At 30.0% G+C, this 13484-nt stretch carries 17 protein-coding genes; all 17 read left to right on the forward strand.

Annotation, left to right across the window (positions count from 1 at the left end):
- Nucleotides 1-261: 261 nt before the first annotated feature.
- The 17 genes from pilM to E4100_RS06915 all read left to right on the forward strand — a co-directional run bounded on the left by pilM (nucleotide 262) and on the right by E4100_RS06915 (nucleotide 13090).
- On the forward strand, nucleotides 262-1323 hold the full coding sequence (gene pilM / locus E4100_RS06835) for a pilus assembly protein PilM (protein WP_135271293.1): 1062 nt from the start codon (nucleotides 262-264) through the stop codon (nucleotides 1321-1323).
- Nucleotides 1320-1928 (forward strand): PilN domain-containing protein, encoded by a 609-nt coding sequence (locus E4100_RS06840; protein ID WP_135271294.1) that lies wholly within the window; start codon nucleotides 1320-1322, stop codon nucleotides 1926-1928. Before pilM ends, E4100_RS06840 begins: the two co-directional genes overlap by 4 nt.
- On the forward strand, nucleotides 1870-3342 hold the full coding sequence (locus tag E4100_RS06845; protein ID WP_167792098.1) for a LysM peptidoglycan-binding domain-containing protein: 1473 nt from the start codon (nucleotides 1870-1872) through the stop codon (nucleotides 3340-3342). Before E4100_RS06840 ends, E4100_RS06845 begins: the two co-directional genes overlap by 59 nt.
- Before the next feature lie 10 nt (nucleotides 3343-3352).
- Complete coding sequence (locus tag E4100_RS06850) at nucleotides 3353-5029, forward strand: S-layer homology domain-containing protein (protein ID WP_135271296.1); 1677 nt, start codon at nucleotides 3353-3355, stop codon at nucleotides 5027-5029.
- The gene (locus tag E4100_RS06855; protein WP_135271297.1) at nucleotides 5029-5487 is read left to right on the forward strand and encodes a GspH/FimT family pseudopilin; all 459 of its coding nucleotides are present in this window, start codon (nucleotides 5029-5031) and stop codon (nucleotides 5485-5487) included. The genes E4100_RS06850 and E4100_RS06855 overlap by 1 nt, the downstream gene beginning before the upstream one ends.
- A gap of 4 nt (nucleotides 5488-5491) precedes the next feature.
- Complete coding sequence (locus E4100_RS06860) at nucleotides 5492-5872, forward strand: type II secretion system protein (protein WP_135271298.1); 381 nt, start codon at nucleotides 5492-5494, stop codon at nucleotides 5870-5872.
- Nucleotides 5847-6392, forward strand: coding sequence for a prepilin-type N-terminal cleavage/methylation domain-containing protein (locus E4100_RS06865; RefSeq protein ID WP_135271299.1), 546 nt, complete (start codon nucleotides 5847-5849; stop codon nucleotides 6390-6392). The genes E4100_RS06860 and E4100_RS06865 overlap by 26 nt, the downstream gene beginning before the upstream one ends.
- A 7-nt stretch (nucleotides 6393-6399) precedes the next feature.
- Nucleotides 6400-7395: a hypothetical protein gene (locus tag E4100_RS06870; protein WP_135271300.1), complete on the forward strand. Its 996-nt coding sequence runs from the start codon at nucleotides 6400-6402 to the stop codon at nucleotides 7393-7395.
- 11 nt (nucleotides 7396-7406) lie between these two features.
- Complete coding sequence (locus E4100_RS06875; protein ID WP_135271301.1) at nucleotides 7407-7937, forward strand: shikimate kinase; 531 nt, start codon at nucleotides 7407-7409, stop codon at nucleotides 7935-7937.
- A 57-nt stretch (nucleotides 7938-7994) separates the two neighbouring features.
- Complete coding sequence (gene efp / locus E4100_RS06880; RefSeq protein ID WP_135271302.1) at nucleotides 7995-8552, forward strand: elongation factor P; 558 nt, start codon at nucleotides 7995-7997, stop codon at nucleotides 8550-8552.
- Between the two features lie 11 nt (nucleotides 8553-8563).
- Nucleotides 8564-8935, forward strand: a complete 372-nt coding sequence (locus E4100_RS06885) for a CD1247 N-terminal domain-containing protein (protein ID WP_135271303.1) — start codon at nucleotides 8564-8566, stop codon at nucleotides 8933-8935.
- Nucleotides 8936-9047: 112 nt separating this feature from the next.
- Nucleotides 9048-9434 carry an Asp23/Gls24 family envelope stress response protein gene (locus E4100_RS06890; RefSeq protein WP_135271304.1) on the forward strand — a complete coding sequence of 129 codons (387 nt, stop codon included), beginning with the start codon at nucleotides 9048-9050 and terminating at the stop codon, nucleotides 9432-9434.
- A gap of 11 nt (nucleotides 9435-9445) precedes the next feature.
- Nucleotides 9446-9847: a transcription antitermination factor NusB gene (gene nusB, locus E4100_RS06895; protein ID WP_135271305.1), complete on the forward strand. Its 402-nt coding sequence runs from the start codon at nucleotides 9446-9448 to the stop codon at nucleotides 9845-9847.
- Between the two features lie 2 nt (nucleotides 9848-9849).
- Complete coding sequence (locus E4100_RS06900) at nucleotides 9850-10791, forward strand: hypothetical protein (RefSeq protein ID WP_135271306.1); 942 nt, start codon at nucleotides 9850-9852, stop codon at nucleotides 10789-10791.
- 1 nt (nucleotide 10792) lies between these two features.
- Nucleotides 10793-12007: an exodeoxyribonuclease VII large subunit gene (gene xseA, locus E4100_RS06905; protein ID WP_135271307.1), complete on the forward strand. Its 1215-nt coding sequence runs from the start codon at nucleotides 10793-10795 to the stop codon at nucleotides 12005-12007.
- A complete protein-coding gene (gene xseB / locus E4100_RS06910) occupies nucleotides 12004-12252 on the forward strand; it encodes an exodeoxyribonuclease VII small subunit (RefSeq protein WP_135271308.1) in 249 nt (82 codons plus the stop codon). Before xseA ends, xseB begins: the two co-directional genes overlap by 4 nt.
- Nucleotides 12245-13090, forward strand: a complete 846-nt coding sequence (locus tag E4100_RS06915) for a polyprenyl synthetase family protein (RefSeq protein ID WP_167792099.1) — start codon at nucleotides 12245-12247, stop codon at nucleotides 13088-13090. The genes xseB and E4100_RS06915 overlap by 8 nt, the downstream gene beginning before the upstream one ends.
- Nucleotides 13091-13484: the final 394 nt, after the last annotated feature.

The raw sequence follows: 13484 nt of genomic DNA on the forward strand, positions 1-13484 counted from the left end.
AATAGAGAAAGAAAGTCATCTTGATTTTGATTATAAAACTTATCAAAATCATTAGAAATATCACAAAGATTTAATTGCTTAGCTGAAACTGGCATAAGATTCTCCTTTCTGTTTTTGTTTTGAGTTATACACATTTTGACACTGTATATATACCCAAAATGGGGGGAATCTAGCCATTTCAATATAAACAAAGGCAGTAAATATGCGAGTTGTAGAGTTCTGCAACGAGCTAGATTATTTACTACAAAGGGGGGATAATATTTGGTCTCTTTTAATTCCAAAAAAATGGTAAGCATCAATTTTACACCAGATAGTCTAAATATAGTTTCTGGGAAATTCAACAAGAAAATTGTAATCGTTGATAAAGCGTTTAGAGTTGAGCTTGAAGATAATGTTTATGACGATGGCGAGATACTTGATATGGAGAAATTGGCATATACTATACAAAATGAGTTATCTCTAAATAAAATCAATACAAATGAAGCGATAGCTGTAATCAATTCTTCCTCGGTTATTATGAGAGAAGCCACATTCCCTAAAGTCGAAAAGAATGAGCTTGATTCAATCATCTCATATCAATTAGATGAGTACATACCTGTGAATACAGAAGATTATGTAGTCAAATATTTAGATTTAGGGACTATAATTGATGAAGGGCTCGAAAAACAATTAGTTTTACTTATAGGGATTAAAGATAGCTTAATTCAAGCTCATATGAACTTATTTAAGGAATGCAAGTTAAAGCCAGCTGTTATGGATTATGAAGGTAACGCAATAAATAAATTAATAAATTATGGAGGAAGAATAAATACTTTAGTCCCAAAATTAAACAGTGTGGCAGTAGTAAACTTAAGTTTAAAGCAAACAGATTTTGTTATAGTGGACAATAAAAGATTAAAAATATCTAGAATAATAGACAAGACTATTAAAGATTGTTTAAATAACATTGAATCACAAATTGCTGGTATAGAAACTGAAAATATATACAAGAAATTTTTCTCATTCAATAAATTAAAAGATAGTTCAGACCAGAATGATCAAATTTTTTATGGAATAGCAAAAGAAGAACTCTATGAAATATTTGAAAGGATAGAACTCATACTGAGATACTATAGATCTAGAGAAAATACAAACCCAATAAATTACTTCGTAATAAGAGGTATAGGGGCTGAAATGGATGGTATAGCAGACTTATTTAAAGAATTTTTTGATATTGACTCCTATGCTTTAAAAAATATGGAAAATGTAAAGCTTCCATCTAGTTTAAATCTCTTTGCTTCAGCTGTTGGCGGTCTAATAAGATTAGATGAGGTGAAAAAATGAAAGATCTAAATTTTTTTGAACCTTATGTAGAAAAAAAAAGTACAAAGTTAAATTTTACAACTATTTTATATTTTTTAGTTGCGCTCTCATTGATTACTGTTTTGATTTTAGGCGTATATAACCAAATAAAAATATCAAATTTAAGCAAAGACGTAAAGTATCGTGAAGAGATTGTAAATGATCCAAATACGGTTGAAAAAGTAAATGAAATAAAAAAATTTGATGAAGAAGTGGCTCTATTTAAAACAGAAGTAGAAAAAATCATAGCACTTGATAAAAATATAGTTGAAAACGAAAATATTACACCTGCTCTTTTTAAAGAAATTAGTAAAAAATTGCCTGAAGGCGTATTCATTTCGACTTTACAAGCTTCAAATACAAGCCTAAATGTATCTGGTTTTGCAATGGATAAGTATTCGATAGCAGAATTTCAAAAGGGTTTGGAAACAATAGATATCATTACTAGTGCTTTTGTTCCAAGCATCACAAAAGTCGATTCATACTATAGATTTGATATGAATGTCGGAATCAAGGAGGTGCAAGAAGATGGAACAGGAGAACAAGAAGACGGAACAGAAGAACAAGAAGGCCAAGAAGGTCAATAAAAGAAAATCACTATTAAATAGGCCATTAACACAAAATGAAAAAGTATTATTGGCCATTTTAGGAATTGCATTAATTATTTTTCTCGGCAACTATTTTATATTAACACCCCAGGCTGCAAAAATAACTGAACTTGAAACTAAAAAATATGATTTAGACACTCAAATAGAAGAAATAAATACAATGATGAAAAAGGAAGCGGACATAAAGAAAGAGTGGCAGATGCTTGAAAGAGAAAGAAATGAAATTTTAAAAAATTATTTTCCTGCACTTGATCAAGCTCAAATTATTTACTTATTAAATGATTTATTGCCATATGACAATGTGGAAATATCTGATTTTTCATTTAGTGAGCCTGCAACAGAAACAATTGGTGATACCGATGTAAAACGAATGGATGTTACTATTCCATTTAAGAGTAATTATGATGGAATGCTCGAATTAGTAAGCACCATAAAAGAGAGTCCTCGCAGGATGTCTATTGAAAACCTATCTATGGATAGGATTGACGATGAAGATGTTTCTGGTAATTTAAGTTTTAAAGTCTATAGTTTAGAAGGATTAGTAGAAGAAGATCCAAATGTAATATTTGTAGATATTGCTGATAATTCAGAAGATAACAATATAATCGATAGCTTTGAAGGATTTGCCACTTCAGCAGGGAATGGAGAAAATGGCAATGTACCAGAAGAAGGCGGAGAAAATGGTGAAACAGGAACAACACCAGGTGAATCAGAAGGAGAGATAGAAGTAAAGGGAGATATAATCAACGATTTTGAAGTGAAAAATTATTTCTTCATTCCATCACATGAATATGTTAGTGGAAATACTTTAAATAGTACAATTAAACAATCTGGAAAATATTCAGCAAGACTTGAATATAATATAATTGCTTTGCAAGATGAGAATAGAGTTTATTTAGATATGACAAACCAAAAAATTCAACTAAACTATTCTCCTGAAAAATTATCGCTGTGGGTTTATTCTTTTGCATATAGTCCTGGAAATCTAGGAGTAAGATTAGTAACAAATAATGGCGATGCTATTCATCTAAATATTCAAGAAGGAATATCTTGGTTAGGGTGGAAGAATATAAAGATAGATTTACCAAAAGAACTTCCATTGTATCCAATAAACATTACAAGCATATATTATGAAGTTCCTAAAAATACTGACGATTTTGGTGTAATTCTATTTGACAAATTAGAAGTGTTTTATCCACACCACTACGAAACTGAATGGGTAGAGACAAGCGAATACTTTTTTTACAAAGTGGTTTCAGGAGATACAGTTATTGACATATCAAGGAGATTTTATGGAACAGCTGATTATAAAAACGAGATCATGAAGAATAACAACATATCATCAGGTGAAATTCTTGCACCTGGAAGAATCTTAGTATTGAAAAAGAGATAGGAGGGTAAAGATGAAAAGGAATAAATTAGTTTTTTTATCAGTTATTATACTCCTCCTGACTTTTTCGGGAGTAGCTTATGGTGCATACAGTCCTGACTATGATGCAGGATACTCGGTTGGTAGAGAATATTTTGCAAAATATGGAACTGCTCTTAATGCTGAGAATGCACTCACTATTCATGCATTAAATGGTTATGATGGATATGTACCAAAAGATGCAACTAATGGTTGGAAAGATTATAGTGAAGGGTTTAAAGCTGGCTATAATGATGCATTGAATGGTGTATCTCCTTCAGTAAACTATGCAGAGGCATTAGGGAATGCAGAAGGAACTCGCTTTGGTGCTAGAGATTATAAAATTGGGGTTAGTAGCAATTGGAAATATAGATTGCCTTCTGATTCAGAGATAGTAACAAAATACAATTTAACAGTGATGAATGCTGAGTACAGAATTAAATTTTTAGAGACATTTAAAGTTGCTTTTGAAAAGGGATACAACGAGGCTTACGAAAAGGCACTTATAGAACCAGTTAGAACAAGCATGTCACAAGGATTAAGCGACGGGAATAACGCCGGTAATATCATGGGAAAAACACTTGCAGAACGGGACTTCATGATGAAATACAATATAAATTACAAGAGAGATTTACCTACAGATGAAGAAATTGTAACTATGTTTAATTTAACTAAAGATACCAATGAATACAAAGATGCTTTTATACAAGGCTTTATTGCCAATTACGAAGTATCTTATAATCAGACCTATAGATCACTAGCCGCAAGCGAAGCTCAAAACAGAACTGTGTATAAAATCATTGGAATTTCAGGAGATAATATAGCACATAATAATGGATTTAGTGTAACCATACCAGCTGGCGTTTTTTACAAAGATGTTTATGTCAGTTTAGAAAATCAATATAGCGAATATTTTAATACCAACGGGATGACTTTAGTATCAGATATATTCAAGGTTAAACTTGATAATCCTTCAATATCGTTAGATAATGAAGGACTCATAGATATTGAATTCCCTTATTATGGAAAACCTGATAAAGTAGGAATTTACAAATTAGTCAATGAAAAATGGTACTATTTACCGACTTTAGCAACTGAAGGAAAAATAAAAGCTTCAGTTATGCCGAGCACAATCACAAATAAAGAAAGTATATATGCGGCTTTCATTGATAATAGCTTGAAAACTTTAATAGACACAAGAACTCATTGGGCTAAAGACGAAATCAATACTATGGTAAGGAGAAATATAATTTTAGGCTACCCTGACGAGACTTTTAAACCAGAAAATAAAATTACAAGAGCTGAATTTTTGATACTTTTAAGTAGAATTGAAGATTGGACATTACCTGGCTATGTAGAGAATGCAACCTATTTTAAAGATTATAAGACATTTGAAAATTATGATAGGATAATCAGTTATTCTTTATCAATGGGATACATCAAAGGTTATCCTGATAGAACTTTTAGACCCAATGACAATATTTCATATAAGGAAGTAGAACTCATTATTCAAAGGGTAACTAAAAATAAAAACTTTAAATGGGCTGACATTGCTACTCAGATGATGTACGATAAGACGGTTAGATCTAAAAGCTTTGATAATATGAATAATAAGATCACTAGAGCAGAAGCTTCATATATGTTATATCATTTAAACGAGTGGAGGTACTGATGTCTAAGAGAAAGGGCTATACACTCATTGAGCTAATTACAGTGTTAGCCCTATTTTCAATTTTATTGCTTTTTAGCGTTCCGAATCTTTCATTTCTGCACAAATACAGAGAATACAATGAAGTAAAACAATTTGAAAAAGATATTAAATACGTGAGAGCTAAAGCATTGATTGAAAACTCGCCGATTGTTATTAATTTTGATATTTCTAATAATGGATATAAGATAATTCAATATAATAAAGTAGTAAAAGAATATAAATTTCAGCAAGGAGTAAACTTAAAATCTATAAATACCTCTAATGGATATTTGACATCAGGAGGAAGTAGCATTGAATTTAAAACCACAGGAGCTCCTTCTAGTGCTGCTACAATTGAATTTGATACTAGATTTCACGGAAAGTATAATATAACTTTAAGTGTAGCTACAGGTAGAATAAATATAAAAACGATTAGGTGAATATATGTATAAGAAAGGATACATGCTTATTGAGGTGGTCGTAGGTTTAGCTATATTTGGGCTTATTGGCATTACTAGCTATAATTTACTAAATATATCTTTCAAAAATACTGATAAAGTAGAAGCGAAGTTATTAATGACATATTTATGCCAAGAAGTGATAGAAGAATTAAAATCAGATACATCTGAAAATAACAATGTATTGAAAAACTTGATAGAAAAAGGTAGTTATTTGTTTGATAATGATAAAATTGGAAAAGAATACCAATGTGAACTGAAATTAATTAAACAAGAAGGGAATTTGATTTTTTATACATGCACTATAAAAAACAATATGTTCCATGACATGGAGGTAACACTTGAATGCTCAAGATTTTTCGAATGATGGCTTTACATTAATTGAGCTAATTATTTCTCTTGCAATAATTTCTATTTTAGTTTTAGGAATATACAATTTAATTTTTCTCTCTACAAATGCTATGGGCATTGAAGATGAGGCAGATGATTATTTAGTAAGCGGTACTTATGTAGTTGAATATATTTCTGATGAGATAAGAAGTGGAGACTATATTTTACCATCATATTTGATAAAAAATTTAGACATCACATATCCTTACAATTTTAAATTTGTTATTTTAAACAAAAGCGACGATATAAATGAATACATTACATATTACTACACAGGAAAGGAAATTGTAAGGATTAGTCATAAAACAAGTTCAAATAATTTACCAGAAATTTCAAAATTTGATGGATATAATAAGCTCGATTTAGGAGTAAGTGATATTGGAGATTCAGGACTAAATTTAGATAATAACGTTGTTTATTTAGACCTTACTTTTGGAGATAAAACTACATTTAAAGTGAGAAGTGCAGTAAATGTAGAAAATAAAATAATTAGATGAGGGCAAAATGAGAAAAGGATCTATAACGGTTTTTGCTTTGATTGCGATGCTTGTAGTTTTCATGATTTGTCTGTACTTATCTCACATGGCAGTTATGCAGAGCCATTTACAAAATAATCTTCGAGATAAATTACAGAATAATTATGATTTAGAAACAGTTCTAAATGTCTTAATAAATGATTTAAATGACGATAAAAGTGAAATATATAAATCCATAATTAAATATTGCAATGCACCACTAAGAGATTATAAAGACACAATCAACTTAAACATAAGCGATAAACGAGTCTCAACAGTTGCAAATATAAAATATAAGTTGGATGATAATAAAACTATTATGGATGTTGTCATAAAATCCCCCATTAAGAACTACAGTGCATTTTTAAACGCTCAAATTGAGTTTGTCAATGAAATATTCACATTTAATAATTTATCATTTCTAAACAATTCGACATTTACATCTAGATCAGATTTAGAACAAGAATTTTATGATTTTTGGGCAAGTTTAAACGATAATTATCTAATACCACCTCTAAAAAGCGGTATGAAATCCATTTCTTTATATCATAGTGAAGAAATCACATTAAAAAGAATAGATAGCAATAAGTACCATGTTTATAGGAAAGAGGCTTATGACAACTACAATCTATTAAATGATGAAGCTTTTATATATATTGAAAATAAAGCTAATTATGATAAAGTAAAGTTGATAATAGACTCTGATAATAATAATGATTATTTTAAAGGTATAATCTATGTTGAAGGTGATGTGTACATAGTAGATAATTTCAAATTCAATGGAATAATCATTTTAAATGGAGGGAAAATATACATTGAAGATGGTAAAAGTGCTATAATAACTGGGAAGCTAATCGCAAGTGATAATTTTGAGATACCAGAAGGATTAGAATTAAAGTACTCACCTGAGATAATGAATAAATATGGAATATATTTGCCTTTTTACATAAAAGGTGAATTGAGAAATAGTAAAATTGTTTATTGAATGGAGTAAATATGAAAGCAATAGTATTGATAGGTATGAGTGGAGTAGGGAAGACTGTAAAAGGGAAAAAATTAGCTAAAAAACTCAATTTTGATTTTGTTGATACTGATGAATTGATCATTGAGAAAAACAAAATGAGCATTGAGGATATTTTTATTAGGTTTGGAGAAGAGTATTTTAGAAAAGAAGAAAAAGAAGTTTTTAAAAGAGCCCTGACTAAAAAAAATTGTGTTATTTCAACTGGAGGGGGTATCATATTAGATAAAGATAATATTACTTTGATGAGATCTGAGGCAGTAGTTTTTTTCCTTTATGATACATTAGATAATATTTGCAACAACCTAAAAAATAGTCATATCAAAAGGCCTTTACTAAATACCAAAGGTGATTTATTTTCACAATTGAGTAATATGTCTATTCTTCGAGAAAAACTGTATATAAATGCTTGCCATTTTAAAATTGACCTCACAAACAAGAATGATGAAACTATATTTAATGAGATTATTGACAATTACAAAACATTTAACTTGTTAGACATATGACTTACTGATATAATATTTTAGGAAATCATTAATGAATTGAGATTAGGAGGGAATATTTTGATACAAGCAGGTGAATTTAGGAAAGGAGTAACTTTCGTCTGGGACGGAGATGTTTACCAAGTGGTAGATTTCCAACATGTTAAACCAGGAAAAGGAGCAGCTTTTGTAAGAACAAAGATAAGAAATGTACTTTCAGGAGGGCTAAAAGAAGTTACATTTAATCCAACAGAGAGATTTGAAAAAGCAGTAATTGAAACAAAAGAGATGCAATACCTCTATTCAGATGGTGAATTGTATTATTTTATGGATAATGATACTTATGAACAATTACCATTAGATTATACTGCTGTAGAAGAAGCAATAAAATATTTAAGAGAAAATGATACAGCTATTATTAGATTTTATCAAGGTAAAGCTTTTGAAGTATTGCCACCAAATTTCGTTGAACTAAAGGTAATTGAGACAGAACCGGGAGTTAAAGGTGATACAGCTCAAGGAGCGACTAAGAATGCGGTTGTAGAAACAGGAATGACTATTAATGTACCATTATTTGTCAATGAGGGAGATATCATAAAAATTGACACAAGAACTGGTGAGTACTTATCAAGAGTATAGGAGGGGTTTAAATGGATTATTTAGCACAAAAGGTAGCTTATTTAAAAGGTCTTGCAGATGGTTTAGGAATTGATGATAACACAAAAGAAGGAAAGTTGTTATTGAGTATTGTTGAGACTTTAGAGGATTTTTCTGATGTTATTGATGATTTAATTGAAGATCATATGGATTTAGAAGAGTATGTTAACTTCATAGATGAAGATTTAGCTGATGTTGAAGAAGACATTTATGGTGACGAAAGTGACTACGAATTTGACGATGACGATTTTGATTTTGAAGAATATGATGATGATCAATGCTGCAGAGATGGTAGCTGTGATTGTAATAAAGACAATTATGGCTTAGAAGAGTATATGGAAGATGAAGAAGTAAAACAAGACTAATATTAGAAGCCTAGAGCCTAGCTTTAGGCTTCTAATATTAAAAACACATATGTCATGACAATTGTAAACAGAAAATGGCTTTGGTATAATTGTTTCAAGAGGAGGGATTTAATTGTCTAAAAACGAATACATTGAAGATGTAAATAATGCGAATATAAAAATATCAAAAGATGTTTTATTATCTATAGCTGCTAAGGCAATCTCTTCAATTGAAGGGGTAGAACTATCAAATACTGGTGGCGGGATTGCTGATATAATCAACAGAAAAAATATATCAAAAGGTATTAAAGTTGAAATTAAAGATAGTGACGTGACTATTGATTTATTCATTTCAGTAAAATATGGATATAAGGTTAATGAAGTTGGCTATGATATTCAAAATAAAGTTAAAGACTCAATTGAACAGATGACGGATTTGAATGTAAAAGAAATAAATGTGCACATAGAGAATTTAATAACAGGAAAAGAAGAGATTAGTGAAACTATTGACAATGATTAGAAGGGATAAATATGGGAAGAAAACAAACTCGTGAAGCACTAATGCAATTAATTTATCAAATGGATTTAAACAAAAATTTTTCTAAGGAAGAAGTAATTAATTTTTTGGATAATTTTGATATGAGTGATTGTGAAATTGGTTACTTACAAGAATCTGCCTATGGAGTAATTGATAATTTAGAGAATATTAATAAATTGATTGAAAAATATACCGAAGGTTGGACTTTAGATAGATTACCTAAAGTTGATTTATCTATTTTGAGAATTGCTTTTTATGAAATCATATACAGAGAAGATATTCCGGTTGAAGTATCAATAAATGAAGCCATAGAAATAGCTAAAAAGTATAGTACTCCTGATGCTTTTAAATACATTAATGGTGTCTTAGGTAGCTTTGTGAGGGCTAAGGATTAATTATGAATGACTTATATTTAGGTATAGATACAAGCAATTATACTTCATCTATTGCTGTTATAAATGACGATGGTACAATTTTGGAGGATAGGAGAATTATTTTAGATGTTCCATATGGCAAGAAAGGTTTAAGACAGCAGGAAGCTGTATTTCAGCATGTGAAAAACATACCATTATTGTTTGAAAAAACTGATTTTGACATTAATAAGGTAAATGCTATAGCGGTAAGCATAAAACCAAGACAACTACCAAATTCTTACATGCCTGTTTTTAATGTTGGTTTAAGTTACGCTAAAGTCATATCACATTTAAATGATATACCTATAAAATTATTTAGTCATCAAGAAGGGCATATAGCTTCTTTAATATATACAAATGATGTCTTTGAAGATGTATTTATAGCTTTACATTTATCTGGCGGAACAACTGAAGTAGTTCTTGTAAATAATGCTGGCAATTTTTACACAACTATTTTAGGTGGAACGGAAGACATCAGTATTGGACAGCTTATCGATAGAATTGGTGTTTATGCTGGAATAAGTTTCCCATGTGGCAGAAGAATGGAGGAAATTTCAAGAAACGGAAAAATTTTAAACATTGATTTGCCTAAACCTCAAGCATCAATATGGGTAAATTTATCAGGTTTAGAAAATTTCTATAAAAAATTAATTGACAGCAATAAATACAAAACTGAAGATATTTTTTATACATTATTTTTTAATATTGCTCTTTTTATAGATAGATTAATCAGAGAAGCTATATCTATACATCATATATCAAGTGTTTTGATTGTTGGTGGGGTTATTTCAAATAATATAATTAAAAATTATTTGTCCAATAGTTTTTATGAGGCTAAAATATATTTTCCTGAAAAAAATCTATCTTCTGACAATGCAGTAGGCATTGCATATTTGGGCAAATATAAACTTGGCTGGGAGGATTAATATGAAGCCCTTAAGGGTAACTGAGATAAACAATTATATAAAAAAAATATTTTCTCAAGATATCTTACTGCCTGAAGTTAGCATTGTCGGGGAGATCTCAAATTTATCTAAGCATTATGCTAGTGGGCATATTTATTTTAATCTTAAGGATGAGAATTCAAAATTAAAATGTGTGATGTTTAAATCCTATGTTCAATCATCTGATATAGAATTAAAAGAAGGATTGAAAGTTATAGCATCGGGAAATATATCTATTTATGAGAAAGATGGTATTTATCAGTTATATGTAAAAAAAATTCAAAAAGATGGCATAGGAGAACTTTATACAGCATTTGAGGAACTAAAACAAAAGTTACAGAAAGAAGGCTTGTTTGATGTAAATCATAAAATATCAATTCCAGAATATCCTAAGAAAATAGGTATAATTACATCACTTACAGGAGCTGTAATCAGAGATATTTTGAGGATAATTAAAAGAAGATTTCCTCCAGTTAATATAATAATATATCCCTCTCAAGTACAAGGAGAAAAAGCTATTGACCAAATTATTGAAGGACTTTCATATTTAGATTCTATAGAAGATATAGATACTATTATATTGGCTAGAGGCGGCGGAGCCATCGATGAATTATTCATATTTAATGATGAAAGATTAGCACGAGCAATTTATGATGTACATAAACCCATAATTTCAGCAGTAGGACACGAAACGGATTTTACCATTGCAGACTTTGTAGCCGACTTAAGAGCAGCTACACCATCAGAAGCAGCAGAATTAGCGGTAAAGGATATAAATGTTCTATTGAGCAAAATAGAAGAAATGAGAAATAGTATAATAAAAACAGTATTAAATTTTTTATTCCAGTATACAAGTGATTTGCATAGGACTGAAAAAGCTTTAAAATTCTATAATCCACAGTTTATCTTAGATGATAAAAAAGTTGAATTGGATAATACAATTCAAAAAATCACTTTTATTGTAAATAAAACAATTGATGAGAAAAATATAAACTTAGAAAGACAAAAAATAAAACTAAATTCATATGATCCTGAATATGTTTTACAACGAGGATATGCACTAATAACTGATGAAAATGGGAAAATAGTAACTAGTGTAGAAACTGTTGTAAATGGAATGAATTTAAAACTTAATTTAAAAGATGGAGAAGTTAATACAGAGGTAAAATCAATTTCTAAAAAGGGGAGATATTCGTGAATAATGAAGATATGACCTATGAAAAAGCATACGAGAGATTAAATTTGATTCTTGATGAACTAGAGAATGGTGGTTTAAATTTGAGCGATGTATTTATGAAGTTCAAGGAAGCAATGAGTCTTTATGAGTATTGCAAAAGTACTTTAGATAAATTTGAAGGGGAGGTAAAAGTTCTTCTCAAAGAAGATGATAAAATAAGTGAAGTTGATTTTAATGACGAGTATAGGGAGAATGATTATGCTTGAAGAATTATTTAAAGAGTATATACCTTTATTAGATAACGAGCTAGAAAGCATTATAGCACCTAAAAAAATGTATCAAGAAAGATTATATGAATCAATGAAATACAGCCTTTTCTCTGGAGGAAAAAGATTAAGACCCATGCTATTTCTCATGTCATATACTTTGTTTTCAAACAATTTAAAAATAGCTTTGCCATTTGCGGCTTCGATAGAGATGATTCATACCTATTCGTTGATTCATGACGATTTGCCGTCCATGGATAATGATGATTATAGAAGAGGAAAACTTACTAGCCACAAGATGTTTGGAGAATCTTTAGCTATTTTAACAGGCGATGCGCTATTTAATTTAGCTTACGAAACAATTTTGAAATTAACTATGGAGATAAATGATTATCGGGTAAGAAGAGCAGGTTATGAAATATCAAAGGCTGCTGGATATTCTGGCATGATTTTAGGTCAAGTTATAGATACATGTGAAGATGAATTAAACTCAAGCGAAATAATGTACATGTATTCTTTAAAGACAGCTGAATTGATAAGAGCAAGTATTTCTACTGGGGCTATACTCGGCGGAGCAAACAATGAGCAAATCTTAATATTAGATGAATTTGGCAAATATTTAGGGATTTCATATCAAATTCAAGATGATATTTTAGATTTGGATAAAGATAAAGAAATTAATAAGTTGACACTGTCAAAATATCATTCAAAAGATCAATTAATAAATTTAATTAACGAATCAAATGAAAAATGTTTGAACTTATTATCACAATTAGATAATTTAAACACCTCTTTTTTTGAAGAATTAGTCAACAAATTAGCTTATCGAAATATTTAAAAGTTGAAAAATACAAGAAATTATGTTATACTAATTATAGTTATAGTGGTACAGTATTCTAGTCAGCTCAGCTATTTCTGAGGGCGGGCCTAAAAATCCGTCAAAGAGCATATCGATGAAGTTCCTTATGTTTGGCTTGCGACGCCCAGTCGTGGGCTTTCATAAGGAGTAAGAAGGATGGGGCGATCTGCAATGGCATGCGGGCGTAGACCCTACCTTCGTGGAGACATAGTATAGTGATAAATAGTACTATACTATGATAAACCTGCAACAAAAACATCAAATTAAATTTGCAGAGTAGCTTGCCTTGAGTGGGGTAGTGCGGATGATAAGTTCAGAATTAAAGGTTCAGGGCCCGAAACTTTAGTTCTCTGTTATCGAAACCTAACCTGCA

Origin of the sequence: Soehngenia longivitae (assembly GCF_004684055.1) — a bacterium.
GTDB lineage: Bacteria > Bacillota > Clostridia > Tissierellales > Tissierellaceae > Soehngenia > Soehngenia longivitae.

Excerpts from the sequence above, each read along its gene's own strand:
- E4100_RS06850 (WP_135271296.1), top strand. The coding sequence starts at position 3,353 with ATGAAAAGGAATAAATTAGTTTTTTTATCAGTTATTATACTCCTCCTG.
- E4100_RS06860 (WP_135271298.1), top strand. The coding sequence starts at position 5,492 with ATGTATAAGAAAGGATACATGCTTATTGAGGTGGTCGTAGGTTTAGCT.
- E4100_RS06885 (WP_135271303.1), top strand. The coding sequence starts at position 8,564 with ATGGATTATTTAGCACAAAAGGTAGCTTATTTAAAAGGTCTTGCAGAT.
- E4100_RS06840 (WP_135271294.1), top strand. The coding sequence starts at position 1,320 with ATGAAAGATCTAAATTTTTTTGAACCTTATGTAGAAAAAAAAAGTACA.
- nusB (WP_135271305.1), top strand. The coding sequence starts at position 9,446 with ATGGGAAGAAAACAAACTCGTGAAGCACTAATGCAATTAATTTATCAA.
- E4100_RS06855 (WP_135271297.1), top strand. The coding sequence starts at position 5,029 with ATGTCTAAGAGAAAGGGCTATACACTCATTGAGCTAATTACAGTGTTA.
- E4100_RS06870 (WP_135271300.1), top strand. The coding sequence starts at position 6,400 with ATGAGAAAAGGATCTATAACGGTTTTTGCTTTGATTGCGATGCTTGTA.
- E4100_RS06900 (WP_135271306.1), top strand. The coding sequence starts at position 9,850 with ATGAATGACTTATATTTAGGTATAGATACAAGCAATTATACTTCATCT.
- E4100_RS06915 (WP_167792099.1), top strand. The coding sequence starts at position 12,245 with ATGCTTGAAGAATTATTTAAAGAGTATATACCTTTATTAGATAACGAG.
- xseA (WP_135271307.1), top strand. The coding sequence starts at position 10,793 with ATGAAGCCCTTAAGGGTAACTGAGATAAACAATTATATAAAAAAAATA.
- E4100_RS06875 (WP_135271301.1), top strand. The coding sequence starts at position 7,407 with ATGAAAGCAATAGTATTGATAGGTATGAGTGGAGTAGGGAAGACTGTA.
- E4100_RS06845 (WP_167792098.1), top strand. The coding sequence starts at position 1,870 with ATGGAACAGGAGAACAAGAAGACGGAACAGAAGAACAAGAAGGCCAAG.